Annotated in this window: 24 protein-coding genes; 23 read left to right on the forward strand and 1 reads right to left on the reverse strand. The window is 69.3% G+C overall.

Annotation, left to right across the window (positions count from 1 at the left end; genetic code table 11):
- Positions 1 to 213: 213 nt before the first annotated feature.
- The 18 genes from ON30_RS01730 to ON30_RS35835 all read left to right on the forward strand — a co-directional run bounded on the left by ON30_RS01730 (position 214) and on the right by ON30_RS35835 (position 16713).
- Positions 214 to 750 (forward strand): hypothetical protein, encoded by a 537-nt coding sequence (locus ON30_RS01730; RefSeq protein WP_040703624.1) that lies wholly within the window; start codon positions 214 to 216, stop codon positions 748 to 750.
- A complete protein-coding gene (locus ON30_RS01735; protein ID WP_051028824.1) occupies positions 747 to 2021 on the forward strand; it encodes a cytochrome P450 family protein in 1275 nt (424 codons plus the stop codon). Before ON30_RS01730 ends, ON30_RS01735 begins: the two co-directional genes overlap by 4 nt.
- On the forward strand, positions 2018 to 3265 hold the full coding sequence (locus ON30_RS01740) for a cytochrome P450 family protein (RefSeq protein WP_040703626.1): 1248 nt from the start codon (positions 2018 to 2020) through the stop codon (positions 3263 to 3265). The genes ON30_RS01735 and ON30_RS01740 overlap by 4 nt, the downstream gene beginning before the upstream one ends.
- Positions 3262 to 3729, forward strand: coding sequence for a hypothetical protein (locus ON30_RS01745; RefSeq protein ID WP_054816802.1), 468 nt, complete (start codon positions 3262 to 3264; stop codon positions 3727 to 3729). The genes ON30_RS01740 and ON30_RS01745 overlap by 4 nt, the downstream gene beginning before the upstream one ends.
- On the forward strand, positions 3726 to 4097 hold the full coding sequence (locus ON30_RS01750; protein WP_040703629.1) for a hypothetical protein: 372 nt from the start codon (positions 3726 to 3728) through the stop codon (positions 4095 to 4097). Before ON30_RS01745 ends, ON30_RS01750 begins: the two co-directional genes overlap by 4 nt.
- Entirely contained in the window at positions 4097 to 4732 is a 636-nt protein-coding gene (locus tag ON30_RS35825; RefSeq protein WP_156371439.1) for a TetR/AcrR family transcriptional regulator, read from the forward strand. The genes ON30_RS01750 and ON30_RS35825 overlap by 1 nt, the downstream gene beginning before the upstream one ends.
- Positions 4733 to 4817: 85 nt before the next feature.
- Positions 4818 to 5759: a nucleoside hydrolase gene (locus tag ON30_RS01760; protein WP_083911084.1), complete on the forward strand. Its 942-nt coding sequence runs from the start codon at positions 4818 to 4820 to the stop codon at positions 5757 to 5759.
- Positions 5760 to 5787: 28 nt separating this feature from the next.
- On the forward strand, positions 5788 to 6612 hold the full coding sequence (locus tag ON30_RS01765; RefSeq protein ID WP_082393615.1) for an SAM-dependent methyltransferase: 825 nt from the start codon (positions 5788 to 5790) through the stop codon (positions 6610 to 6612).
- 47 nt (positions 6613 to 6659) lie between these two features.
- The gene (locus tag ON30_RS01770; RefSeq protein ID WP_157183576.1) at positions 6660 to 7766 is read left to right on the forward strand and encodes an NAD(P)-dependent oxidoreductase; all 1107 of its coding nucleotides are present in this window, start codon (positions 6660 to 6662) and stop codon (positions 7764 to 7766) included.
- A 31-nt stretch (positions 7767 to 7797) separates the two neighbouring features.
- Positions 7798 to 8343 carry an AAA family ATPase gene (locus ON30_RS01775; RefSeq protein WP_051028829.1) on the forward strand — a complete coding sequence of 182 codons (546 nt, stop codon included), beginning with the start codon at positions 7798 to 7800 and terminating at the stop codon, positions 8341 to 8343.
- 210 nt (positions 8344 to 8553) lie between these two features.
- Positions 8554 to 9165 carry a hypothetical protein gene (locus tag ON30_RS01780; RefSeq protein WP_040703631.1) on the forward strand — a complete coding sequence of 204 codons (612 nt, stop codon included), beginning with the start codon at positions 8554 to 8556 and terminating at the stop codon, positions 9163 to 9165.
- 316 nt (positions 9166 to 9481) lie between these two features.
- Positions 9482 to 9871, forward strand: coding sequence for a hypothetical protein (locus ON30_RS01785; protein ID WP_040703634.1), 390 nt, complete (start codon positions 9482 to 9484; stop codon positions 9869 to 9871).
- Positions 9872 to 10019: 148 nt separating this feature from the next.
- The gene (locus tag ON30_RS01790) at positions 10020 to 11417 is read left to right on the forward strand and encodes a glycine--tRNA ligase (RefSeq protein ID WP_040703635.1); all 1398 of its coding nucleotides are present in this window, start codon (positions 10020 to 10022) and stop codon (positions 11415 to 11417) included.
- A 451-nt stretch (positions 11418 to 11868) separates the two neighbouring features.
- Positions 11869 to 13251, forward strand: coding sequence for a radical SAM protein (locus ON30_RS01795; RefSeq protein ID WP_054816799.1), 1383 nt, complete (start codon positions 11869 to 11871; stop codon positions 13249 to 13251).
- Complete coding sequence (locus ON30_RS37055; RefSeq protein WP_162240403.1) at positions 13248 to 14714, forward strand: radical SAM protein; 1467 nt, start codon at positions 13248 to 13250, stop codon at positions 14712 to 14714. Before ON30_RS01795 ends, ON30_RS37055 begins: the two co-directional genes overlap by 4 nt.
- A gap of 7 nt (positions 14715 to 14721) precedes the next feature.
- On the forward strand, positions 14722 to 15126 hold the full coding sequence (locus ON30_RS01805) for an SAM-dependent methyltransferase (protein WP_051028830.1): 405 nt from the start codon (positions 14722 to 14724) through the stop codon (positions 15124 to 15126).
- A gap of 10 nt (positions 15127 to 15136) precedes the next feature.
- A complete protein-coding gene (locus ON30_RS35830) occupies positions 15137 to 15907 on the forward strand; it encodes a phytanoyl-CoA dioxygenase family protein (protein WP_051028831.1) in 771 nt (256 codons plus the stop codon).
- Between the two features lie 23 nt (positions 15908 to 15930).
- On the forward strand, positions 15931 to 16713 hold the full coding sequence (locus tag ON30_RS35835) for a phytanoyl-CoA dioxygenase family protein (protein ID WP_051028832.1): 783 nt from the start codon (positions 15931 to 15933) through the stop codon (positions 16711 to 16713).
- Positions 16714 to 17451: 738 nt separating this feature from the next.
- Here ON30_RS35835 and ON30_RS01825 read toward each other — a convergent pair.
- Positions 17452 to 18273: a helix-turn-helix transcriptional regulator gene (locus ON30_RS01825; protein WP_054816798.1), complete on the reverse strand. Its 822-nt coding sequence runs from the start codon at positions 18271 to 18273 to the stop codon at positions 17452 to 17454.
- Positions 18274 to 18946: 673 nt separating this feature from the next.
- On the opposite strand from ON30_RS01825, the gene ON30_RS38715 reads away from it, so the two are divergent.
- The 5 genes from ON30_RS38715 to ON30_RS01850 all read left to right on the forward strand — a co-directional run bounded on the left by ON30_RS38715 (position 18947) and on the right by ON30_RS01850 (position 24669).
- Positions 18947 to 19900: a hypothetical protein gene (locus tag ON30_RS38715; protein WP_156371436.1), complete on the forward strand. Its 954-nt coding sequence runs from the start codon at positions 18947 to 18949 to the stop codon at positions 19898 to 19900.
- Complete coding sequence (locus ON30_RS01835) at positions 19897 to 21126, forward strand: cutinase family protein (RefSeq protein WP_239476960.1); 1230 nt, start codon at positions 19897 to 19899, stop codon at positions 21124 to 21126. The genes ON30_RS38715 and ON30_RS01835 overlap by 4 nt, the downstream gene beginning before the upstream one ends.
- A gap of 3 nt (positions 21127 to 21129) precedes the next feature.
- The gene (locus tag ON30_RS01840) at positions 21130 to 22260 is read left to right on the forward strand and encodes a lipase family protein (RefSeq protein WP_040703643.1); all 1131 of its coding nucleotides are present in this window, start codon (positions 21130 to 21132) and stop codon (positions 22258 to 22260) included.
- Between the two features lie 112 nt (positions 22261 to 22372).
- Positions 22373 to 23824, forward strand: a complete 1452-nt coding sequence (locus ON30_RS41650) for a cutinase family protein (protein WP_040703689.1) — start codon at positions 22373 to 22375, stop codon at positions 23822 to 23824.
- 131 nt (positions 23825 to 23955) lie between these two features.
- Entirely contained in the window at positions 23956 to 24669 is a 714-nt protein-coding gene (locus ON30_RS01850) for a DUF8176 domain-containing protein (RefSeq protein WP_040703644.1), read from the forward strand.
- The last annotated feature ends 2 nt before the right edge of the window (positions 24670 to 24671 follow it).

Here is a 24671-nt window from a genome sequence, read left to right on the forward strand (position 1 = left end):
GATGTTGCAGTGCGGTGCGGCGCTAGTGCAGTTCCCCATTCGGTGGGGTGTGCCGATGCTGAGGTGCATGAATTCCGCACTCGCCGTGGATTATCGCGCATTCACCGATGCCGCAGACCCAGGTGCGGAGCCTTCGTCGGGCGCTGAGCGCCTTTCCCTGTGCCGTCGTCGAGGACGGCTGTCTTGATCCCAACCGTACGAGGAATTCAGACCATGATCACCCTAGAGCAACAGGCCGTCGATGAAGAGACCGACATCGCCGCGGCCGAGCGGATGAGCGAGCAGTACCGCGACGAGCACGACTTCGACACCACGGTCAGCAAGCAGGGACGCATCCTGCTGCGCACCGGCGTGGTGGAGGCCATTCAGATGCCCCGCGCCCTCGGGGTCCGGGTTCTCGAGGCGCTGGACAAGCAGGGCGTTGCGACCCCGGTCGTGGAGAACTGGAGAACCGATTTCCTGACCTTCCTGACGAGTGCGGCACCGGCGGGTGACCAGCGGCCGGTGCACCTGATGCAGCGAGCATCGACGCCGGAGGTCCCCGCGCCGACGCTGGAGGTCGCCGTGGGCCTGTTCCAGGTGGCGGCGATCCGCACGGTCGGCGGCACGGAGCTGCCGTTGCCCGGCCCGGACGACCCTGTGCGCGCCTGGTTGCGGCGACCAACCGGCCGACTGGCGGAATTCAACCCGTTGGCCAAGCTGACCGTGGACATCGGTGCGGCCGTGCGGCAGCAGGAGGGCCGCCGGTGACGGCCCCGACTCAGGCTCGATGCCCGTTCGGTCCGGGGGCGGCGGTCGACGGCGAGGAGCGGGTGTCGCTGTATTCGGAGGAATTCGCCGCTGATCCACTCGCCGCGTACCGGGAGATGCGCGCGCAGTACGGGTCGCTGGTGCCGGTGTGGTTGGCGCCGGGGGTAGCGGCCACGTTGGTGGTCGGTTATCGGACCGCGCTGCGGGTCATGCACGACGAGGAGCATTTCCCGGCGGCCCCGTCGCGATGGGAGGAAACCGCCGACCCGAGCAGTTCGGTATTCGAGGTGTTGCGGGGGCGGCGCAACGGACTGCGCACGGCCGGACCCGACCACAAACGGTATCGGGGCGCGATCAACGACGCGCTGACCGGGATCGACCGGTTCAGGGTGGAGAGGATCATCGATGACCATGCCCAGCTGCTGATCAACACCTTCTGTGAGGTGGGTCGGGCGGATCTGCGCGGTCAATACGCCTACCCGCTGACGTTCTGGGTGATGTGCGGGCTGTTGGGCCTGGCACCGGAGGACGCGCATTCGGCGTGGGCGCAGATGGCGGCCATGCTCGACGGCGACGCCGAGGCAGGCCCGCGGTTCGGGGAGGCGCTGTATAAGGCCGTGCAGGCCAAACGCGCCGCGCCCGGCGATGACGTGATATCGCGGCTGATCGAGCATCCAGCGGGCCTCGATGATGTCGAGGTCGTCGAACAGACCGCGCTGTTGCTGGGTCCGGGCACGGAGCCGACGTGCAATCTGATCACCAACGCGGTGCTGCTGACCCTGCGCGACGAACGGTTCGGCGGCGATGTGCACGGCGGATCACTCTCGGTCCGGGACGCGATCGCCGAGGTGCTTTTCACCGACACCCCGCTACCGAACTTCGGGGCCACCTATCCACCGCAACCGCTGTTGATCGAGGACGTGTGGCTTCCTGCGCACCAGCCGGTGCTGATCAGTTACGCCGCCTGCAACACCGATCCCGCCGTCGACCAGCAGGGGATCGATCGGGACGGCAACCACTCTCACCTGTCCTGGGGCGCCGGGGCACACGCATGCCCGACACGGGCACGCGACATCGCCGGAATCATCGTCGCCCGCGCCGTCGAGCTGCTGATCGACGCCATTCCCGATCTCACCTTCGCCGCCGAGGCACCGACGTGGCGCCCCGGACCCTTCCACCGCGCCCTGGCCGCGCTTCCGGTCACCTTCCAGCCCTGCCCACCCATGAATCTGGCGATGCCGCCGATGCACCCGAAGGAGAACTCCCGATGACACTGCACACCGACCTCCCGCCGATCGTGCTGACCGGCGCCGACTGGCCGGAGGAACTGGAGCGATCGCGGGAGCGCGGTCCGATCGCGCGCGTCGAGCTGCCCGGCGGGGTGCTGGCCTGGTCGGTGACCGACACGGCCGTCTTGCGGGCATTGATGAAGGACCCGCGGATCTCCAAGGACGCGCACCAGCACTGGCCCGCGCTGCGCGACGGCGAGATCACCCCGGCATGGGCGATGTACGGGTGGGTCGCGGTACGCAGCATGCTCACCGTGGACGGCGAGGACCACACACGACTGCGCCGGGTGGTCACACCGGCGTTCACCCCGCGCCGGATCGAGGCGATGCGACCGGGAATCGAGGCGATCACCGCCGAGTTGATCGAGGGCCTGTCCGCGATGCCGATCGGTGAAACGGTCGACCTGCGTGCGCTTTTCGTCAACGAGGTCCCGATCCGGGTGATCTGCGAACTCATGGGTGTGCCCGCCAGCCCGGCCGCGGCGCTGTGCGCGTGCACCACCAAGATCCTCGACATCACCCTGACCCCGGCGCAGGCCGAAGCCAACCTGGGCGAGATGTATCAGGTGCTGGCCGAGCTGATCGCCTTCAAGGCGGACCACCGCGGCGAGGACGTCACCAGCACCCTGCTGGAGGCGTACGCCCGCGACGAGTTGTCGGACAAGGAACTCGCCGACACGCTCATGCTGCTGATCGTGGCCGGATACGAGACCACGACCCACCTGCTCGATCAGGCGATCGTGGCCCTGCTGCGCGACCGCACGCTGCTGTCGAACGCGATGGCCGGAGAGTTCACGTGGGGGGCGGTGGTGGAGGAAGTCCTGCGCCTCCAGCCGCCGCTGCCCCTGATGCCGTTCCGGTTCGCGGTCACCGACATCGATCTCGGTGACGGCTTCGTGATCAAGGCGGGCGACGTCGTGCTGGTCAACCTGGCCGCGGTAGGCCGTGACCCCAACCTGCACCGCACCCCGGAGCGGTTCGACCCCACCCGTGCCGAAGGTGGGCACCTGGCCTTCGGGCACGGCCCGCACTTCTGCGTCGGGGCACCGTTGGCGCGCCTGGAAGCGACGGTCGCGCTCCCGGCGCTGTTCGCCGCGTTCCCGGACATGGAACTCGCCGCCGACCCGCAAGACCTCGCTCCTATCGCGAGCCTCGTGGTCAATGGCCACCTCCGCCTGCCGGTCACCCTGGGCGCCCGCACGCACGCCGCCCCGCGACCGGCATGAGCACGCCACCGCCGGCGGAGGCGCAGCCATTGCCGGAGAGCGAAAACAGCGACATCGACTACCCGCGAGTCGAGGCGATCATTGCGGAGATGACCGCCCAATTCGGCCGCGACTACACCATGACGTTCGCTCGGGCATTCGAGGCTGCCAACCACGAGAAGGATTTGGCGCGCTACTCGAGCGAACTCGAAGCCGCGGTGGAGATTCTGATACTCGCGGGCTGGACCCGGAAGCAGAGCCAGGCCATAGCGCTCGGCCACGCGACTTCGGTGTACAACGCGATCGGCGAAGACCTGCAAGACCATGTCGACGCGGGCGGCACCCTGCCGGGTCAGTCCGACCGGGAACGAGTCGGCGCGAGCGCGACTCCGAACCACACCACCACATCGGCAGACTCGAACAGCACTGCGGCGCAGCATGTTCGGTGGACCGGTGGCGGCCTCACGCGCGGAGCGCGGCAATGACCGCGGCGGTGCTCACTCGTCCCGCAGGGGGAGTCTCCGAGGACCATCATGAACGTCGCGGGTCGAGCGCGGGGTTCGTGCTCAGCGGCGTGCAGGTCGCTGTGCTGCGGGAACTCGAGGGCGCCGAGGCGGGCTGCCGTTCCGCCGATGTCGCGGCGGCGACCGCCGGAGGGCGGTCGATGCCGGTGGCGCGCGCGCTCACCACGTTGCAGGCGCGGCATCTGGTCCGAGGGCAGCATCAGAGCTGGGCTGATGGTGCGTGGGTGTGGTCGCTGACACCGCTGGGACAGCAGACGCTGCGAACGATGCGGGTCCTCGACGGGATGAGCGCTGTCGTCGAGATACCTCCGGCGGGCCGGGCGTGCTGATGACGAATCCGGGCAAGCCGGTGCCGACGCGCGCCGAGAAGCAACGCGAAACCCGAGAGCGCCTGGTGACCGCGGCGGTCGAGCTGTTCTTCGTGCAGGGGTTCGAGGCGACCACCGTCGAGGCGATCGCAGCGCGCGCCGGCTTCACGCATGGCGCGGTGTTCTCGAACTTCTCGGGCAAGGACGAGCTGGGCGCGGCGGTCCTGGACCACGTGTACGGAGGTGTGATCAAGCGCCTGGGCCTGGTGCGCGTCGACACCGCCGACCAGCTGATCTCGGTCGTGTCGACGTGGGCGTTCCTGGCGGCCACGCGAACGAGCTGGATCGAGCTCGAATTCTCACCCAAACCGCCGATACCCGCACCCGCACGCGCGATCCCGCTCACACAACTGGTCACAGCACTCGGCGATTGGCTCGCCGACGCGGCCGAGCGGATCGGCGCGCCGCCCACCGACTGCGAGGTGACCGTCTCGCTGGTGGTGTGCGTGCTGCTGGGACTGGTGACCCAGCACCCGGAACCGGCCGACATCACCGTCGAGATGGTGCGCAGCTACATCGAACTCGCGTTGACCGACATCGTCGGTCCGCGACGACACGCTCCACCACCACCCACGCCGCAGCGGTCACCGTGCTGACCGTCGACGGCCAGGCCCGAGCCCGCCGCACGCGCTGACTCCGATCCCACCTACCCGTAGTACGCACTGATAGAGGAGAACTCCGTTGACAACCATCGTCGACCCTTCCGCCGCCGCGACAGCGATTTCCGACCCGCCCGCCCTCGATGGCCTGGTGGTCGTGAATACCGACATAGCTTACGACCCAGACGATTTCGTGACCGTGATCCTCGCGGCGCGCCTGATTCCGGCGGGCCAGCTGGTGGTGGTGACCGCCGATGAGGTCGGCGGACAGCGCGCGCTGTTCGCGCGCCGGGTGCTGGATTCGCTCGACCGCGCCGAGGTGCCGGTCATCGAGGGCATCGACCTCGGGGGCAAGCGGCGGCTTCTGGTCGATCCGGGTCAGGAGATCCCCGACTACATCCGCCCGCCGGCCGAGGAACGCGAAGACCGCCTCAACCGGCTCACCGAATCCCTCACCGGCATCATCGAGGCCGCGCCGGGCCCGGTCCGGTGGGTTGGCTGCGGGCCGATGGCCGAACTGGCGGCACTACTCACCGCCGCACCGGAATACGCCGAGCAGTTGATCGTCACCCAAATGGGAGGCTGGCTCACCGACTACCGGGATCCGCAGCGCGCGTCCCACAATTTCCACACCTGCATCGGCTCGGCGGCCCTGGCCCTGCGGATACTGCCACACCCGATCCTGGTGATGTCCGAGCACACCAACCACCCCAAGATCCGGGTGGTCGAGGACTGGCCGCTCGTGGACGCACTCGACGCACCGGACGCTCCGGAGTGGGCGCGGTGGCTGGCCACGCACCTGCGCCGCTGGTTCGCCATCAAAGACGGATCGTGGATGCACGACCCGCTGACCTTGAGCGCGGCGCTGGGGCTGCCGTTCGTGACATTCGCCGAGGAACGCATCCGCATCGGCGACGACACACGACTGTATCGCGATCAGGACGGGCGCCCGATGCGGGTCTCGGCCGAAGTCGACTACGACGCCTTCCTGCGGTGGATGCACCGGTGGGTGATGTCGTGGTGAGCGCTCCGGACGCGGAAGGCGAGATCCGGTGAGCAGGGGAGTGGGGTCGGCTGCGGTGGCGAGCGACCCGCTCGACCCGTCGCGCGCCCAGTGCGGGCGGGTGCATGACGTGCTGCTCGGCGTCGGCAAGGATTCGTACTGGACGGATCTGCAAGTCGGCGAACAACTCGTCGCCGACGTGCCCGAATTCGCACCCGCGGCGCAGGCGGCCCGCATGTTCTTGGCCAGAGCCGTGCACGACCTGGCCGTCGAGGGCGTCGCTCAGTTCGTCGAGCTCGGCTCGGGGTACCCGTGCCCGCCGAATCTGCACGAGATCGCCCGCCGCGTGCGTCCGTCCGCGCGCACGATCTATGTCGACAGCGACCCGGTGGTGGCCGCCCACGGGCGCGCATTGCTCGCCGGAGAGCAAACGTTGTTCATCGGCGCCGACATCACCGACACCGACACGATCGTGAAAGAACTCACCGAGACGATCGATCCTGGCCTGCCGGTGGCGATCTGCCTCGGATTCGTCGCCGAGTTCATTCCCGATCCCCGGACCGTCATCACCGCGCTCACCGCGATCCTTGCGCCCGGGTCGTGGGTGGTGCTCAGCCACGTCACCACCGACGACGACACCGGCGCGGTCACCCGCGCGACCGACATCTACCAGGCCAACGGGATCGACTTCCGGCCCCGCCCGCGCGAGGACATCGCCACGATCCTGTCCGGCTGTGACCTGTGGGAGCCGGGGTTGGTGCCCGTACACCGCTGGCGTCCGGACGCGGATCGGGCCGGGTTGGACGAGGCGGAGTTCGGGTGGGGCAGCCCGAACGGCGAATTCTGCCTGGCGGCGGTGGGGAGGCTGCGGTGACCACGGGACGTTCCCCTTCGCACCCCGAAGGCGATCAGCCGGTCTCGGTGCCATCACCGTCTGACGAGGCAGCGCATCGCCGCCGGTTCGCGGGCAGGACCTTGGACTGCCCGGACGTGTTGATCGTCAACGACGGCTATCTCAAGGCGACGTGGCCGTTCCTGGCCGATCGCCTCCGCGAGGGCCTGGTGGGGACCGATCACACCTTGCTGTGGGAGACCGTGCCCGCAAGCTCGCATCTGCGCGATATCCGCGGCGTCGATGATGTTCGGGCGTTGGTGCTGATCGGCGTCGAGCCCGAACCGGCCGACCTCGCGGCCCTGTCGCGACTGGCTGTGGTCGCCGGTGTCGGCGGTGTCGGCTCGGCCGTCGCCGCGGAGCTGGCGGCACGCGGAATTGCCTATGTCGACGGGTCGCGCGGGCACACCGACTCGCGCGCGGAGCACGCCATCGCCCTGGTGCTGGCCGCGCTGCGGTCGCTCCCGTCCTGGCACACGACGATGGCCGTGGAAGGGCCGCGTGCGTGGCCGCTGCCGAGCTGGCAGTACAGCGACCATCCCGGCCTCGTGAACGGCACTCTGCGCGGCAAGACGGTGGCCGTGGTCGGACTGGGGCCGCTGGGAGCACGGGTCGCCGAACTGTGTGCCGCGTTCGGGGCGACGGTGGCGGTAGCGGATCCCGACGCTGATGAGATCGATGTCGCGGTCAGCGGTGCCCAGCGCATCGACCTCGAGCACGTCAGCGCAGCCGACATCGTCGTGGTCACCGAGGGCACGCCGCGGTCGCGGCTGACCGCGGCGGTGCTCGACCGGCTCCGGGCGGGGTCGCTGGTGGTCACACTCGACGCCGCGGGAATCGACCTGGCGGCCCTGCGGGAGCGGGTGCTGCGCGGCGAATTGGCCTGGGCGACCGACGTGTACGAGACCGTCCCGGTGCCCCTCGATGATCCGATCCTCGGCCGCGACAACGTCGTGCACACCCCCGGCATCGCCGGACGCACCCGCGAAGCCAACCACGGCGTCGCCGATGTCCTGGTCGAGAACATCGCCCGCGTCCTGCGCGGCGGCCAACCGTGGCCCTGGGACCGCCTACCATTCGCGCGCCCGATACCGGTGGAGGAATCGGCATCGAGCGACGGCGCGACGCAGGCATAGACGTGCAATCCCGCCCGAGATAGGAGCTGCGGTGATCATCTGGCTCAACGGCCCGTACGGGGTCGGAAAGACCGAAAGTGCCGATGCGCTGGTCGAGGCCGATCCGACATGGCACCGGTTCGACCCGGAAAAGGTCGGTTTCCTGGTTCTGTCCCAGTTGCAGGACTTTGGCTACGACGACTTCCAGCACCTCTCGGCGTGGCGGAAGCTGACGCCGTTGGCCGTCGACGTGATCGCCCGAGAAACCAGACAGGACTTGGTGGTCCCCCAGACGGTGCTGACTGAGCGGTACTGGCTCGAGATCGCCGCAGGCATCCGGACGCTCGGTCACCAGTTGCACCACGTCCTGATCGAGGCTTCGCCCGACACGGTGCGGCGGCGGATCACCGAGGACGCGACCCTGCATCGCGCGGCCGGCTGGCGCCTTGAGCACCTGCCCGACTACCTCGACGCCCGATCCGGCTGGTTGACCACCGAAACCGAACTGGTCATCGACAGCTCGGATCTCAACCCGCGTGCGGTCGCACAGACCATCTCGGCGGCAGCGCGTGTCTGGGTAGAACAGGACCGGACGTGAACAGGGCCTTCCCGGTGGATACCGAGCAGCAAGTGCTGGTGCAGTGCGACCGATACCGCCGATCGTGTCGTCTCGATCGTGCGATCGTCAGCGACTACCGCGCTGCGCCGGACCGTGCCCGATGCGCGAATCGGCCTTGCTCCCGACCCCCGAGGGCTTGCCATCGACGGCCCCCGCGTCCTGCCGATCCCGCGGTGAGGGAGAACCCTTGTGCTCGATCCGACGACCCTCGACCGCGCGACGGTGCCGAGCGCGGAGGCCATCCACGCCCGCCACAGCCGACACCGGGTGCGCGGGCTGAGCCTTCCACAGTTGCGCATGTTGTTGGCCTTGTGGTACGCGGTGAATCCCTGCACCACAGCAGATCTGAACACACGAGGGCCGATGGGCGCGACCGTGCGCACACTCGACAGCCTCCAGAACAGGAAGCTCGTCCGCTCGAGGACGACGCCCGACCCGGACGGCGGCCAGACGGTCTACGACCTCACCGACGCCACACACGCCTTCGTGTCCGGCCTGGTCGTCGATACCCCGACGACACCACCGGACAGCAGAGAACTTCCGGAGACGTCCACTGCGGCGCCCAGGGGCACGGCGGCAGCGGAGGGACGCCTCGCGCCGGTATCGAGCCCGTCGACACAGATCCGCGAGGAGCTGGACTTCTTCGAGCGGTGTCCGCAGTGCGGGTACGCGGCCACCGCGACGCGCATGACCCGCGAACACGGTGGCGTGCAGGAGATCTCGCTGCATCCGACCTGCGGCCTGCCATGTGGATGGCGCGGACTCGTGCGCAGATTCCGCGCGCCGGTACCGCGCCGGTAGTCGGCCGCTACGCGCTGTGGCACCGGGATCCGGCACGAGCCGAGTACGGGAAACCGATAGGTATGGGGATGGCCGACGAAGAAGGCTGGGATGGCTCCGGCCCGATCCAGCGATTCCGCACGCGGTTGCTGGACTGGGAGTCGGTGTCGGTAACTCAGCTCACCGAGTTGGGAGGGCTGCGGTGAAACAGCCGAAGCTCGGCAATACCGATCCCGCGGTGCAGCCGCTGTCGGGGGCGGGTGGCACGGGCCGTTCTCCAGGTCGACGCTGCGGTCGGAGCAGCGGGGACGGCGGCCGATCATCGCAGTCGGGATGGGTGCTGATCGATCTCACCGTCGAGGAACCTGCCCGCCAGGCCGAGGACTTCTTGCGTAAGACGGCACGGGAGTGGGGCGTGGCCGGTGCCGTCTGTGAGGAAATGGCGGAGACCGGCCTCGACCTGGTGCGGTGTCTGCTTGCCTACAGCGCCAGCCATCGCGGGTACGGCGGCGAAGCGAGCCCCATCGCCACTCTGCGAGTGCGGGGCACCTCGCCGGGGATAGCCGTGGTCGAGATCTGGGATGCGCGCATACCGGTGGCACCGCTCCAGCGCCGCGCCAATGGCCAGCGATACCGGCCGCCGCGCCTTCATCGACCGCTGTATCGGTTCTACCGGGTCGCGCGCCTGCGGATCGGCCGACGAGGCCGCCCATCGGCCGCACGCTGAACCATAGACGGGGCGGCGGCGCCCCCGCGGAGCGCCTGTCGGTCGTACGGATCAGCGCGGGATGGCATTGTCGATGAACCGTAGACGGCCGATAGGCTGTGCGGAATTCCTGTTTCACGTCGCATTTCATTCGGATGGAGAACCTGTAGTGGCACCCAAGTCGAAGGTGGACACCGTCGCCAACCTCGCCAAGCGTCGGGGTCTGGTGTACCCGTGTGGTGAGATCTACGGCGGTACCAAGTCGGCGTGGGACTACGGTCCGCTCGGGGTGGAGTTGAAGGAGAACATCAAGCGGCAGTGGTGGCGGTCGATGGTCACCGGCCGTGAGGATGTGGTCGGCCTGGATTCCTCGGTGATCCTGCCGCCGCAGGTGTGGGAAGCGGCCGGGCATGTGCAGACCTTCACCGATCCGCTGGTGGAGTGCCTGCAATGTCACCACCGCCACCGCCAGGACCACTTGCAGGAGGCGTACGCCGCCAAGCACAAGGTCGATGACCCTGATTCGGTGTCGATGGAGGTGGTGGCGTGCCCGGACTGCGGCACGGTCGGGCGCTGGACCGAGCCGCGTAACTTCTCGGGCCTGCTCAAGACCCATCTGGGGCCGGTGGAGACCGAGGAGGGGATGCACTACCTGCGCCCGGAGACCGCGCAGGGGATCTTCATCAACTTCGCCAACGTGGTGACGACCTCGCGGATGAAGCTGCCCTTCGGAATCGGGCAGATCGGCAAGAGCTTCCGCAACGAGATCACCCCGGGCAATTTCATCTTCCGCACTCGCGAGTTCGAGCAGATGGAGATGGAGTACTTCGTCAAGCCCGGTGAGGAAGCCCAGTGGCACAAGTACTGGATCGATACCCGGCTGGCCTGGTACACCGATCTGGGAATCGACCCGGACAACCTGCGGCTGTTCGAGCATCCGAAGGAGAAGTTGTCGCACTACTCGGCCGGGACCACCGACATCGAGTACCGGTTCGGGTTCGCCGGAAGCGAGTGGGGTGAGCTGGAAGGCATCGCCAGCCGCACGAACTTCGACCTGACCGCGCATTCGCAGGCGTCGGGCACCGAGCTGGCCTATTACGACCAGAGCACAAACTCCCACTACATCCCGTATGTGATCGAGCCGGCCGCGGGCCTGACCCGCTCGCTGATGGCGTTCCTGGTCGACGCCTACGCCGAGGACCAGGCGCCCAACGCCAAGGGCGGTGTCGATACCCGCACGGTGCTGCGCCTGGATCGGCGGCTGGCGCCGGTGAAGGTGGCGGTGTTCCCGCTCTCGCGCCATGGGGATCTGTCGCCGAAGGCCAAAGACCTCGCCGCGCAACTGCGGCGCACGACCGGATGGAACATCGACTACGACGACGCCGGTCAGATCGGCAAACGGTACCGCCGCCAGGACGAGATCGGCACACCGTTCTGCGTGACCATCGACTTCGATAGCCTCGACGACCAGGCCGTCACGGTGCGTGAACGCGACACCATGAGCCAGGAACGGGTGGCGTTGGGACAGGTGGAGACCTACCTGCACGCCCAGCTGATCGGCGTGTAGCGCTTCGTCAACCCCGCAGGGTCCCGCAAGGCCCGAAGACAGGAATAATTCCTGTCTTCGGGTCGGCGGGGCCCTTTTTCGGTTACAGCGGCCGAGAAGTGGTCCTAGCGTTGGGTTTTCACCCCTTTCGACGAGAACGGGAAGGAGGGATACCCCATGGAAGACACGACTGTGACCATCGAGGCGCAGGACGCCGACACGAGCGGGCAGGAGGAATACACGCCTCCGTCGGTCGAGACGACCGAGAACCTGCCGCCGCAGTGCTCGTTCTGATCGGGATCGTGGTTCGCACGGTGGAGACGCGGCGCGCGGATGTCTCGTCCCGCCGTCTCCACCGTGATCGGACTGTTCAACGGCGACAACGCTATTCGCCGACATCACCATCATCTCCGGCACTCCCGGTCAGCGCGGCCGACGCCGCGTGCGGGTCTGGCCGCAAGGGGGATCCATCATGGTTTCCGTGTTACCGGCCGCAGCCACGGATCTGCGCCGCCGATTCACCTACCGGCCCGATATCGGGCTGCTCTACGACGCCCGCCACGGTCTCGAACACCGTCTCGACCACACGGCCGCCGCGTTCGTCGAAGCCACCTTCGACACCTCCACCGACGACCCGGTCAGCGTGCTGGCGGCACGGTTCTCTGCGGACTCCTCGGTATTGGCGACCGATCTGGCCGGGTTCTGGTCGGGTCTGCTCGAGGCCGGGGACCGGCCGCATTCGCGTCGACGCAGCGGCGCGCCGCCGGAGTGGGCCGCCAAGGATCTGGATTTCCCGCTGGCGTTGGAGGTGGAGATCACCCGGGTCTGCAACTGGCACTGCGACTTCTGCTACAACGTGTGGAAAGTACCCGACGACTACGGCCAGCGCGGCACCTCGGTCAGCGCGTCGGCGCCGGGCGCGCACATGAGCATCGAGGTCGCGCGGTCGGTGATCGAGCAGGCCGCGGCCGGGGGATGTCTGCGGATGCGGTTCTCCGGCGGGGAACCGACCCTGCACCCGGACTGCCGCGACATCATCGCCACCGCCGCCGAGGCGGGCATGGACGTGGAGCTGTTCACCAACGGCGTGCGCCTGACCGATTCCGAAGCCGCGCGGCTGGCCGGTCTCGGGCTGCGGGTCGCGTTGCTGAGCGTGCACGGCCTCGATGCCACCCACACCGCGATGGCCCGCAACCCCGCCGCCGCGTCGCAGGCATGGCGCGGGATGGCGGCGGCGGTCGGAGCCGGGCTGCGCACGGTTGCGGAAACCCTTGTCTGCGAGGACAACCTGGATCAGATGCCGGAGCTGACGCGACGGTTGATCGAGATCGGCGTGCACGATGTGTCGTTCATGCCGTATGTGCCCTTCGGGAAACTGGATCCGCGGCGGCCGGTGGCGTTGCGGCGGCTGGCGCAGGTGATCGACGAATGCCGCGCCGACCTGGAGGCGTTGCGGGTCACGGTGCCGTGCGCGCCGAAGCACTGCCTCGAATCCGATCCGACGCCGATCACGGCCCCGGTGCGGCCGGAGTTCGACCGCCATTGCGCGGCGGGGCTGTTGTGGGCCTCGGTCAGCGTCGACGGCCGGCTGCGGCACTGCCCGCACTCGGCGGTCTACGCCGGACCGATCCAGGAAGGGATCGCGGGGTTGTGGCGCACCCGGATGGTGCCCACGGTCCGCGCGGCGCTGGCCCCGACCGGAGCCTGCGGTGGATGCGGGCAGCTCTCGGCGTGCGGCGGCGGCTGCCACCTGGGCAAGATCACCAGCTACGGCACCGGCACGGGGAACGAGGGTCGAACGCTGCTGCCGTTGAGCCCGGCGGGCACGGCGACCGGTCAGGGGTGCGGGCGATGACGACCACCGAACACGTCGACGAACGCGCCCGACGACTGCTCGACCGGCTGCACCTGGTCGGTGACGATGTCCTGGCCGATCGGGTGTCGGGGCGGAAGATGGTGCTCAACAGCACATCTCGTGTGTTCTGGGAGACCGTGGGCCGGTGGGGGACCGGTCCGGACGCGGTGGGGGTGATCGCCGAGCGGTTCGCGATTCCGCGTGAGCGCGCGGCGGCCGATTTCGCGGCGTTCCTCGAGGAGATCGATCAGGGGCAGCGGTGTGTGGGCAGCATCCTGCCGGGGCGCGACCACGCGGTGCTGGAGCCGACCGCGGCCTGCAACGGCCAGTGCCCGCACTGCTACCACGGCACCCGCAACGAGCACTGGCCGCCCGAGCGCATCGGCGACATCCTCGCCGCCGTGCGCGCCGAAGGTGTGGCCTCGGTGTCGGTCACGGGCGGGGAGGTGTTCTCCGCCCACTACATCGACCGTTTCTTCGAACTCGCCGCGACCCTGCGCGCCGAGGGCATCACCCTGGCCTCGGTCTCGACCAATGCCACCTTCCTCACCGAGGAGATCCGCGACCGGATCATCGCCGAGGTCGACCCGGCCACGGTGTTCCGGATCTCGCTGGATGCGCTGCGCTCGGACCTGCTCGACCGGATCCGCCCCGGCTACCGCAACCTGGCCGACCCCTACGCCCCCATCGGCGACCTGGCCGCCGCCGGATACGGCCTGGTGTTCACCACTAACCTGTGGTCACAGCCGGTCGGCGAGATCATCGAGATCGCCGAGCACCTGCGCCGCTACGCGCGGGTGCAGGCGTGGAACGTGCGCTTGGCCGTCCCGGTGCACCACGGCGACGGGGACCGCACCCGCACCGCCGCCCGCAAACGCCAGCTGTTCGGGGTCCGCCCGGATGTGCGGTTGCCGCTGCGTCACTACGCCGCGATCCTGGCCCGCCACGCCGAAACCCCGTTCCCGTTTCCCGTGCGGATGGGCAATTACCTGGCCACGAGCCTGCTCGCCCACCCGCACGCCCTGACCGCGATGACCGCCGGGCATCCCTGTCGCGAGGACGAGCACCTGGCCACGGTGAAAGCGACCGGCCAGATCACTCAATGCCCGATCCTGACCGAACTCGCCCCCGAGCTCACCGCCGGTTCGATCCTGGACGACACCGGTATCGGATTCACCGATCGGCTGCCGCTGGCCGGGCTGCACACCGACGACATGGAATGCGCGCGATGCCCGCTGCTGGCGGTGTGCGGGGGCGGCTGCCGGTTGTATCCGATGGCCTACGACACCGGGCTGCTCGGCTGCGACGAACCCGCCCGCGCCCTGCTGTCCTGGATCCTGGCCGACCCCACCGAACTGCTGCGCACCCACTGGCCCGCCTACCACGCCAGGATGCGGGAGCTGGTCGGCGACGCCGACATCGCCGCGCTGTTCGACCGGCACGCCGCCGGATGGGACCGGTGAGGCCGCGGTGAGCGCCGAGGTCGTGGTGTTCATGGGCGTCATCCACACCCCCTACCAGCAGGTCGGCGACTGCCCGCGACAGCCCTGGACCCGGCCTGCGCTCTCCACGATCGAGCTGGACCCCGACTTCGCCGACACCGTCGAGGGCTTGAGCGCCGGAGTCCGCGCCCACGTGCTGTGGTGGGCGCACGCCGCTGACCGAACCGTGACCCGGCGGCGCCAGGCCGCCGACGGGCCGCCGCTGGGGGTGTTCGCCGCCCGCGGTGTAGACCGACCCAACCCGATCGGGCTCACCCTCATCGACATCGTCGACGTCGACGGCCCACGCATCACAGTGCGCGGGATGGACTGCGTCACCGACACCCCGCTGATCGACATTAAACCCGCCATCGACCTGCCCACCACCCAATAGGAGACCCATCGTGACGGCCACCTCCCAGGCCATCGCCGAGACCAGCGCGCACGTCGGCGACCACGGCTACGCGATCGTCCCCGCGGTGTTCACCCCCGCCGAAGCCGCGCGGATCGCCGAGATCGCCATGACCGTGAGCACCCATGAAATGCGGCACAGCCGGGACGGGTTCACCGTCGACCGCAGCGCCGACGGCACGGCCGAAGCGCCCCGCAAGATCGACTACCCGTTCCAGAAACACGCCGAGTTCCGCGCATTCGTCCTCGACCCCCGCCTGACCGAGCTGGCGGCGGCGGTCCTCGGTGGCCCCGCGCACCTGATGCGCGACCAACTGTTCTGCAAACCACCGGGTTTCGGCTCCGCCAAGCCCTACCACCAGGAAAACGCCTCACTCGGCTACGAGCCGCCCGAGGCGATGATCGTCACCTGGATCGCCCTCGACGACGCCACCGCCGACAACGGCTGCCTGCGGGTGATCGACGGCTCCCACCACACCCTGTGGCCCCACCAGGCCCAGCCCGGCGCCATCTACAATCACCTGCCCCCGGCCGAGGCGATCGACCTCGATCGCGAAGTCCTGCTCCCGGTCCCCGCCGGTGCGGTCGTGGTCCTGCACTCCCAGGTCCTGCACTACTCCGCTCCCAACCCCAGCCCGCACTGGCGCCGCGCCTATACCGCCCACTGGGTCACCGCCGCCGCCACCTGCACCACCGCCGCCGCGCGCTACGGCTACAGCCACACCACCGGAGGCGACAACCAGCTCATCCACCGCGCCCCCTGATCACTCAGCCCGAAAGAGCGTCCATGACAACCACGTCCGCTGCTCTGGCCATCGCTATCGAGCACTACTGGGAACACGGCTGGGTCGTCATCCCCGACGTCTACACCCGCGCCGAGACCACCGCCATCGCCGAACTGGCCGAAGAACTCGCCTGGCGCGAATACCAGACCAGCGACCAGCACACGCCGCTCGTGGTCGACACCGCCGACGGCATCACCGAACCCAGAAAACTGGACTGGGCCTTCCCCAAACACCCAGCCTTCCGCACCTTCGTGCTCGACCACCGGCTCACCGGACTCGTCGCGGCCCTCCTCGGCCAACCCGGATACCTGCTGCGCGATCAGGTCTTCCTCAAACCCGCGCGCGTCGGCTCGGTCAAACCGTGGCATCAGGACCAGCCCCACCTCCACTGCGACCCTGCCGACCAGGTAATCGCCGCCTGGATCGCCCTCGATGACGCCACCCTCGACAACGGCTGCCTGCGCTACATCGACGCCTCCCACCACGGACCGCTGCTCGACCACCACCCGATGCCCGGCGCCGCACACAACGCCATCCTCGCCCCCGAACAGGCACGCGCCCACGTCGACTGGAACCGTCGCGTCCCCGCCCCGGCCGCAGCGGGTAGCGTCGTGCTGCACCATCCCCTCACGCTGCACAGCTCCCGCCCGAACCGATCCCCACACCCTCGTCGCGCCTACTCCACCCACTGGGCCGCCAAGACCGTGACCTGCACCGATCACACCCTCGAATGGGCCTACAGCACCACCCTCGGCGCAGGCCGCCACCGATTCAGCGCGCCCTGATAGCTCCGGCAGCGCACCGTCACGTGCCGCATCGCGAGGCTTCGATCCGCACAAGGCAGTCGTCACGAACCTGAAATCGTTTCCCGGCACGACGCGCTCAACCTCGCAGATGGCCGGGACTCGCGGACAACCGGTCGACGATTCCGTCATCGATCCTGGGGTGGAATGTATCGGCGGTGGCGGGTTCGCTTGGGCGTGCGTGGAGTTTTCGGCCGAGCACGGTTCGTCGGCTGTGGCGGAGGTTGGCGTTTGGCTGGGCGTGATGATGGGGGGCGGGAGGCTTCGATCGCGGCGTCAATGTCGCTGGCTGTGAGGAACCAGGTCCGGCCAGCTTTGTGGCCCGGAAAGCGTCCGCTTTTGAGTTGTTGGATGTACCAGCGTTCGGATTTCCTCAGTGCGCGGGCTCCGGCGGATACCGGATAGGTCTGCTCATGAGTTTCCTCGGACGGGGGGCGGTGGGGATCGGGTGCGGGGGTGGGAGAGTTTACGGTCATGGATAGATCCTGTATCCGGCAATTTCTCGATGGCTGCGGCAGCGGATTCCGTTGCCTTCTCAATCTTCTGGAGATGAGTCACGGCGATGTCACAGCGTCCCGAGGTTGCTGACGGGGGTATCGGCAACCTCGGGGCGGGTTATATGCCGGTGTGGGGTAGCGCTGAGCTTGATCAATAAGACCCGGCGGTCGGCTGAACTCGAAGTGAGGTCACCGGCGTGTCGTTGTGCGTGTCGAAAGTTTTCTATCCGTCGGTTTCTCGGTGCGTGGCTTCCTCGGGGGAGGGTCTGGGCGACAGGATGAGCAGTAGGACGGACTGCGACTGGTTGGAGATGGTCAGGCTGTAGGCGACGGGCTGGCTGGTGACGGGGTGGATGGCGTGCATCAGGGCGCTGGGGTCGCGCCCGTAAGCGGCGCTTACGTTCTGGATCCAGGTGGCCCGGAATTCGGTGTTGGGTCCCAGGTGGCGGTAGACCGCCCGGGTCTGTTCGGCGTTGCGGAAGATCCCGGTTATGGCTCGGATCGAGGCCGTTGCGTGGGCGAGTTCGTAGGCTCGATCGGTCAGGATCGGTTTGGTGTGGGCGCTGAACATCCAGATGGGGATGGACCCGCTGCGCTCGAGTCCGGGTGTCGCTTCCCGGAACTTCTCGTTGCAGGCCAACACGTTCCAGACGGGGTCGATGTAGGCGGCGAGCTCGCCTCGTCGGTTCAGGTCGTCGAGATGGGCCATGAGCGCAGGGTTGCCGGTGACGGTTCTGGCGAGTACCGCGGTGGGTTCGAGATCGACTGCCGCGACGCGTAATTCGCGCAGGTGGCGGGCGAGAGTGGAGTCGAGTCGGTAGCCGAGGATGATCAACTCCAGCAGCTCCACGCCGGGAGTTCGGCGGTCGCGTTCGATGTCTCGGAGGTAGCTTCGGCTGATCTTGAGCAGCATGACTGCGGCTTGGTCGCGGGTGTAGCCGCGTTCTTCACGGATTCGGCGGCAGGTGTTGCCGAGAGTGGGGACACGCGGTGGTAGTGCGTGTCGGGATCCGGGTGATCTGCGTTGTTCGGGATCACGGGTCATGGGAGTGGAATCCCCCTCCTCGAAAGTCTTCCACGGCAGGATGGGCAGAGGTTATGGTGATCTGTTGGCCCCCAGGTTGATGTTTCGTTCCTACCAGATGGGGTACCGCCCGGCAAGGGCATGGATGATCACATCATCCGAACCGGTTGCCCTGCGGATGCGAGCGCGAGGGCGGATTTCGATCTGAGCGGCGCTGTGGCGGACCGGATTCCGGAGAAAATTTTGGTGGTGCAAATTTGCATACCTTCGCCAGCAAACCAGCAGTTCAGATAGCGAATAGCAAAGGTATGCAGTTTTCGGTACCGCAAACTGCATACCTGAAAACCCTGGTTTTCCAGCGTTTCCGGGCGTTTCGTTGAATGTGCGAGGTCGACAGCGGCCCCGCAGAGAATCCGAAAGTCGCTGAGAGGAACGCCACGTGGATCCCTTCGCAATTCTGGGCTACATCAACGCCGGACTGGCGCTGCTGTCGAACGGCCTGAACGTCGCAGCGCAGGCCCTGAGCCTGATCTTGCCCTTCATCTGAATCATCTGACCGAGATGACCTGAGAAGCGGTCTCCCACAGCGGATCTCCTCCGCTGTGGGAGCAGGCCGCCGGAATTCCTAGGTCGCCTCGCGCGCCACCTGCAAACTCCCGCATCGCTCACCCTCACTGGGAAGGCTTATTTCGTCATGCCCTCATCCGGGAACCCACCGCTGCAACGCCATCCGATCGACTACCACCCCATGCCGATTCCGGGCAACCGTGCCGCCCGCCGAGCGCGGCACGCCCCGCGAACCTCACGCACCGCCCGCGTCACCCTCAGTGCGGTGGTCCCGGTCGCGATGCTGATCGCGACCGCGGGCATCGTGCAGGCCGCCGAGCCGCTGACCGCGATCGCCGATCAACCGGGCGTCACCGGCCCCGCACAGCCCGGGACCACCGCCCCGCCCCCGCCGCCCGCGCCGGACCCCGCGCCCGAAGCGGCACCGCCGGAACCCGCCCCCGCCCCGGCGCCACCGGTGTATTACGCCCAGCCACCGCAGGTGCGCAACGCGCCGACGCGTCCGGCGCCGGCGGTGGACGAGCCGGTGGAACCGATCCGGATCGAGGACCTGCACCTACCCGAACCCGTCGAGCCGGTCGCACCGGTCGAGGTCCCCGCCGATGTCATCCGGATCGGGCAGTGGGAGACCGCGCGGCCCGGCTGGCTGGACGAACCGTGCGCGGAGGCGATCAACGACTTCTCCGCAGGGGTGGAGGCGCAGCTGGCGACCGCGCTGGACTCGGTCGGCATCCCGGCCGGGCGCTCGGACCGGGTGTCGGGGTCGACCCTGGCCGGCGCCGGGATCGGTGGCGCGGCCGGTGCCATCGCCCTCGGAGCGCCCGCCGCGGCGGCCGGTGCGGTCGCCGGGGGACTGATCGGGGGCACGGTCGGCGGGATCGCCGGTGCCGCGCTGGGCACCATCGTGCCGGTCCCGGTAGTCGGTGAGGTGACCTCCGGGGTCGCCGGTACCGCCCTCGGTGCGGCGGCCGGTGCCCTCGCCGGTGCGGTGGTGGCCGGTGTCCCCGCCGCGGCCCTGGGCGCGGTCGCCGCCGGAACCGTCGGGGCGGGATTCGGCGCCGGAGTGGGGGTCGGCCAGTGAACGCGACGACCTCGACCACCCGCCGACTCGCCGCCGTCGCGGTCGCCGCCACGGCCGTGGCGGCCGGGGTGACGCTGGCCTCGGTTCCCGCTTCGGCGGTGCCGATCGGTCCTGGCTGCCCGGCACTGTATGTGCTGGGTGTGCAGGGCACGGGCCAGTCCTCCCCTAGCGCGGACCCGCTCGCCGACACTGGGGTCGTCGGCGCGCTCATCGCCCCGGTGCTCTCGGCCGCGCCGGGCCTGGTCCAGCGTTCCTACATCCCCTACGGCGCCGGTTTCGGCGGGATCGTGCCCGGGGGAGGACCCGACCCGTACGCGGTGTCGGTGACCGACGCCCGCAACCAGCTCGACGCCGCCGCGACCCAGATCGCCGACACCTGCCCGAACACCCTCATCGCCGGGATCGGGTATTCCCAAGGTGCGCAAGCGGTTTCCGATTTCGCCGCCGACATCGGAGCCGGTGTCGGGCCGGTCGGGGCGGACCGGATCGCCGGTGTCGCGCTCTACGCCAACCCGGATCGCCCGGTCGGTGCCCCGGTTCTGCCGGGACGGCCCGGACAGGTCGTGCCCGATCCCGCGCCGGGCACCAGCGGTGCGGCGGTGTCGCAGGTCGCGCTCACCAACCCGGTTGCCGGTGGCGGCGGGATCGCGGGCGCGGTCTCCTACGGCGAGCTGACCGGCCGTGTCGCCGACATCTGCACCGACGGTGACCTGGCCTGCTCGGCGCCGGACCGCGCCGCGTTCCTACGAGTCGGCGCCGAGATCGCCGCGCAAGCCGACCTGCGCAACCCGATCGCCGCGCTGGGCACTCTGAGCGGTCTGTTGCAGGCCGCGCTCGGTGACGCGTGGAACACGGTGTTGCTCGATGACTTCTACGTCGACGGCGCGGATGTGGACTACCGGCCCCAGCAGGGCCTGGCCGATCGGCTCGTCGAGGCCGCCGACCCGCGCACCCCGGTGCCGGACGGGCGCGCCGCGACGGCGCGCTGGGATGCGATCACCGCTACCGTCATCGCGAATCCTGTTGTGCTGCTGCCGAAGCTGGCCGCGCAGTTGTCGGGGGCGTGGGGGCAGCTGGTCGCCGACAACTCGGATCTGGTGAATCCGGCGGTGCTGTTGCGCTACGTCGACACCATCGCCGCCCACAACGGCTACGCCACCAACGGCCAACTCGGCACGGGGGTGGCGTGGATGGTCGCCCTGGCCCACGACCTCGCAGGACGGTAACCCATGACCACCCGCACCAACACCGCAGCCGACGAGTTCTACACACCGATCCCCGACGACTTCACCGCGCCCGTCGGCGTCCTGCTCCGCACACGCGACGCGGAGATCCCGGCAGGGACCGGGGCCGGGCACGCGTGGCAGGTCGTGTACTCCACCCGCACCGCCTTCCACGCCCCACTCCCGGCTTCCGGACTGGTGCTGGCTCCCGCCGACACCGTCGCGAACGACGGGTCGACACTGGCGTATTGCCCGGTCTTCGGGGGACTCGGGCAACACACGGCTCCGTCACAGCGCCTCGGCGAAGCGGCCGTCGCGGATGTGGCGGCGGCGTTGGCGCAGGGCTGGATCGTCGTGGTCCCCGACGGGCAAGGCGTGGGCATGACCGGATTGGGGGCCTACCCGTTCCTGTCCGGGGCCGCCGCCGCGCACACCGTGCTCGACCTGGCCCGCGCCGTCACCGGCTCCACCGAAATCGGCGGCGAGTCGGGGGCCTGCGCGGTCTGGGGATACGCCGACGGCGGGCGCGCCGCGGTCCTGGCCGCCGAAACCCAGCCCGCCTACGCCCCCGACCTAGACTTGCGGGGCGTCGCCGCCGGTGCGGTGGTCGCCAACCCGCGCGCTCTGGTCGCCGATCTCGACGCCGGGCCGTGGGCCGGGCTGGTCTTCGCGGGCATGGTCGGCTTGGCCCGCGCCTACAGCCACCTGCCCGTCACCCATCTGCTCACCGAGAACGGACGCCGCGGGCTCGCCCACGCCCAGACCCTGACCCTCGAGCAACTGCTCGACACCTACCGCGACATCCCCCTCGGTACGTGGTGTGAGCGCCGCGAACCCTGGAACGACCCGCTGTGGCGCTATGTCCTGGCCGCCGAGACCGCCGCCCTGCACGCCCCCGACGTGCCGGTGCACCTCTACCACGGCACCGAAGACGAACTCATCCCCATCGCGCACAGCCGCGCCCTGTTCGCCGAATACCGCGCCCTCGGCGTGGATCTGAGCTGGCGCGAATACGACACCGACCACACCCGCACCGCCACGGTCGGAGCCCGCGAAGCACTGACGCGGCTGCGCGGGTTCCTGCTGCGCCGCCGCACACCGCCCGCGGCCACCGTCCCCCGACCACCGGCCACCTGAATCGTGTCGGCCCGCCCCGGCCCCTCGTCCCGGGGCGGGCAGGCACTCCCTACCGAGGTGAAATCTCATGCACAGCAACCGCATACTCTCCCGCCGCCCACTCCGTAGTGCGGTGATCGCTCTGCTCATCGGCACCGCCGCCGTCAACGTCACCGTGACGGTCTCGGCCGACCCCGGTGTACGGATCGACGGTGCTTGCCCGGCGCTGTACGTGCTCGGTGTTCAGGGCGGCGAAGAGGGCGATGTCGCCACCGGCAGCGACACCGGCGCACTCGGGCAGGTATTCGGGCCGCTGACCGCCGCGGCGGGACAAGCCGTGCAACGAGCCTACATCCCGTACGGCCAGAATTCCGAGGGCGCCACCCTGGCCTACGACGACGCAATCACCTCCGCGGCCGACCAGCTCGAACAGGCCGCCGCGAGTGTGGAAACCCGCTGCCCGACTACGCGCCTGGCGGTCGCGGGCTACGCCCACGGCGCCGCGGCGGCAGCCCGCTTCGCCACCCGCGTCGGCGCAGGCGACAGCACGGTCAGTGCGGAGAAGGTGGCAGCGGTCGCGCTGCTGGCCAACCCCGCCCGCGCCGTCGGCGCGGCCACGTTGCCCGGCCGCCCGCAGACCAACACCCCCTCGGCCGCGCCGGGCACCACCGGCACCCATGTCTCCACGATCGCCCTGCTCGACTCGAGGGTGACCGGAGGTGGGATCACGGCCGCGGCCACCGGCTCCACCGGCTACGGCGCATTGACCGGCAGGGTCGCCGATCTGTGTGTCGGCGGCGACGCCACCTGCGACACCACACCCGGTAGCCCGCTGGCGACGACGGTGGCCAACATCGCGGCACGGTCGGACACCCGCGATCCGATCGCGGCGATCTCCACCATCGCCACCGCCCTGTCCACGACCGTGTTCACCACCGCGGTCGGCGTCGTCAACGACGACCTGTCGGGCACCAGCCTGGACCAGCTGTCCTACCAGCCCGCCAAACCCCTCGGGCAGCGCCTGGCCGAAGCCTCCGCTCCCACCGCGACCGCACCGAGCCAGGCCGATGCGCTCTCGGCGCTGTTCAAACTCGGCACGATCGGGCTCAACGCCGCGATCTCGGTCGCGCGCACGGTGCTCACCCCGGCGACGGTGGCCGAGCTGGCGACCGTCGGCATGGCCGACCCCCTCGCGGCGGTCGGGGTCCTGGGGGCCAAGCTCGCCGCCGCGGTGGTGCAGCTCGTGCCGCCGCAGACCGCCAGCCGGTGGGTCAACGAGGCGTTCGACGCGATCACCAGCACCGTGACCGCTCCCGATCAGCTCTACACCCTGGCGGGGTCGGCCCAGTACAGCGACACCACCGGCCGCCACGGCTCCTACACCGAGGTGCCCGCCACCGGCACCGGCGAATCCGCCCTGCGCACTGTATCGGCCTGGTTCACCGCCATCGCCCGCGACCTGGCGAGCACCACGCCGACCACCCCGGCCACGGTGCCGATGACGCGAACGCCGTCGGTCATCGCGCCCTCCCGGCCGAGTTCCCCGCCCGCGAGCACGAGTTCCGTGGGTCCGTCGAGCCGATGACCCACCCCAGACCCCTTCGGGCGGAAGCCGGATTCAGCAGACGCTACCCCGCTGGTCTGCTGATCCTCCCCGGAACTTCCGCCCGGAGGGCCCACCCCCGCACCCACGACCCGAGGAGGTGACACACACCGATGGCGGACACCGAGATCGACAGCCCCCACGGGAGCGGATGGCTCGACAAGTCGAGACACACCGTCCTGCAACCTGTTCCGGACGACCGCGGAAGCGCCGACGGTGACGATCACGCGTGGCGGTGGCTGGACCGTCCCGCCGAGGACCCGCCACCACCCCGCGAACGCCGGACTGTCCGGCCCACGGCGCGTCTGCGCTGGCTCGGCATCGCGGCGGGACTTGCTGTGGTCGCCGCCGTCGCGACCATCCTCGCCGTATTCCGGTCCGGCGCCACCGAACCCGACACCGCGGTGGCGCATTCCGCCGTGCTGGCCGCCCCGCCCACCACGTCCGCGACACCGGCGCCGGCGTGCACCGGGTTGAGCGGTGAGGTGGTCACCGACGGTGCCGGGGATCGCCGCTCGCTGTCCGGGGTGGTCGCGGCGTTCGAATACGCGTACTACCAGCTCCGTGACGCCGCCGCCGCGCTCGGGCTGGTCGCCCCCGAGGCCGGACTCGTGTTCGACGCCTTGGCCGTCGGGATCGCCTCGATCCCGACGGGGAGCACGCACTGCGTGGCGATCAGCCCGATCGCGCCGACGACCGCCGAAGTGCATCTGGTCGAGCGCCATCCCGACGGAACCCGCATCGACTACTTGCAACTGATCAACGTCCGCCCCGCCGACCAGGCCGGTGGCGATCTGGTGATCTCCAACATCCAGAAGCGAGGATGAGG

Origin of the sequence: Nocardia takedensis NBRC 100417, assembly GCF_000308695.1 — a bacterium.
Classification (GTDB): domain Bacteria; phylum Actinomycetota; class Actinomycetes; order Mycobacteriales; family Mycobacteriaceae; genus Nocardia; species Nocardia takedensis.

Excerpts from the sequence above, each read along its gene's own strand:
- ON30_RS01730 (WP_040703624.1), top strand. The coding sequence starts at position 214 with ATGATCACCCTAGAGCAACAGGCCGTCGATGAAGAGACCGACATCGCC.
- ON30_RS01740 (WP_040703626.1), top strand. The coding sequence starts at position 2,018 with ATGACACTGCACACCGACCTCCCGCCGATCGTGCTGACCGGCGCCGAC.
- ON30_RS01745 (WP_054816802.1), top strand. The coding sequence starts at position 3,262 with ATGAGCACGCCACCGCCGGCGGAGGCGCAGCCATTGCCGGAGAGCGAA.
- ON30_RS01750 (WP_040703629.1), top strand. The coding sequence starts at position 3,726 with ATGACCGCGGCGGTGCTCACTCGTCCCGCAGGGGGAGTCTCCGAGGAC.
- ON30_RS35825 (WP_156371439.1), top strand. The coding sequence starts at position 4,097 with ATGACGAATCCGGGCAAGCCGGTGCCGACGCGCGCCGAGAAGCAACGC.
- ON30_RS01795 (WP_054816799.1), top strand. The coding sequence starts at position 11,869 with ATGGTTTCCGTGTTACCGGCCGCAGCCACGGATCTGCGCCGCCGATTC.
- ON30_RS37055 (WP_162240403.1), top strand. The coding sequence starts at position 13,248 with ATGACGACCACCGAACACGTCGACGAACGCGCCCGACGACTGCTCGAC.
- ON30_RS35835 (WP_051028832.1), top strand. The coding sequence starts at position 15,931 with ATGACAACCACGTCCGCTGCTCTGGCCATCGCTATCGAGCACTACTGG.
- ON30_RS01825 (WP_054816798.1), bottom strand. The coding sequence starts at position 18,273 with ATGACCCGTGATCCCGAACAACGCAGATCACCCGGATCCCGACACGCA.
- ON30_RS38715 (WP_156371436.1), top strand. The coding sequence starts at position 18,947 with ATGCCCTCATCCGGGAACCCACCGCTGCAACGCCATCCGATCGACTAC.
- ON30_RS01840 (WP_040703643.1), top strand. The coding sequence starts at position 21,130 with ATGACCACCCGCACCAACACCGCAGCCGACGAGTTCTACACACCGATC.
- ON30_RS01850 (WP_040703644.1), top strand. The coding sequence starts at position 23,956 with ATGGCGGACACCGAGATCGACAGCCCCCACGGGAGCGGATGGCTCGAC.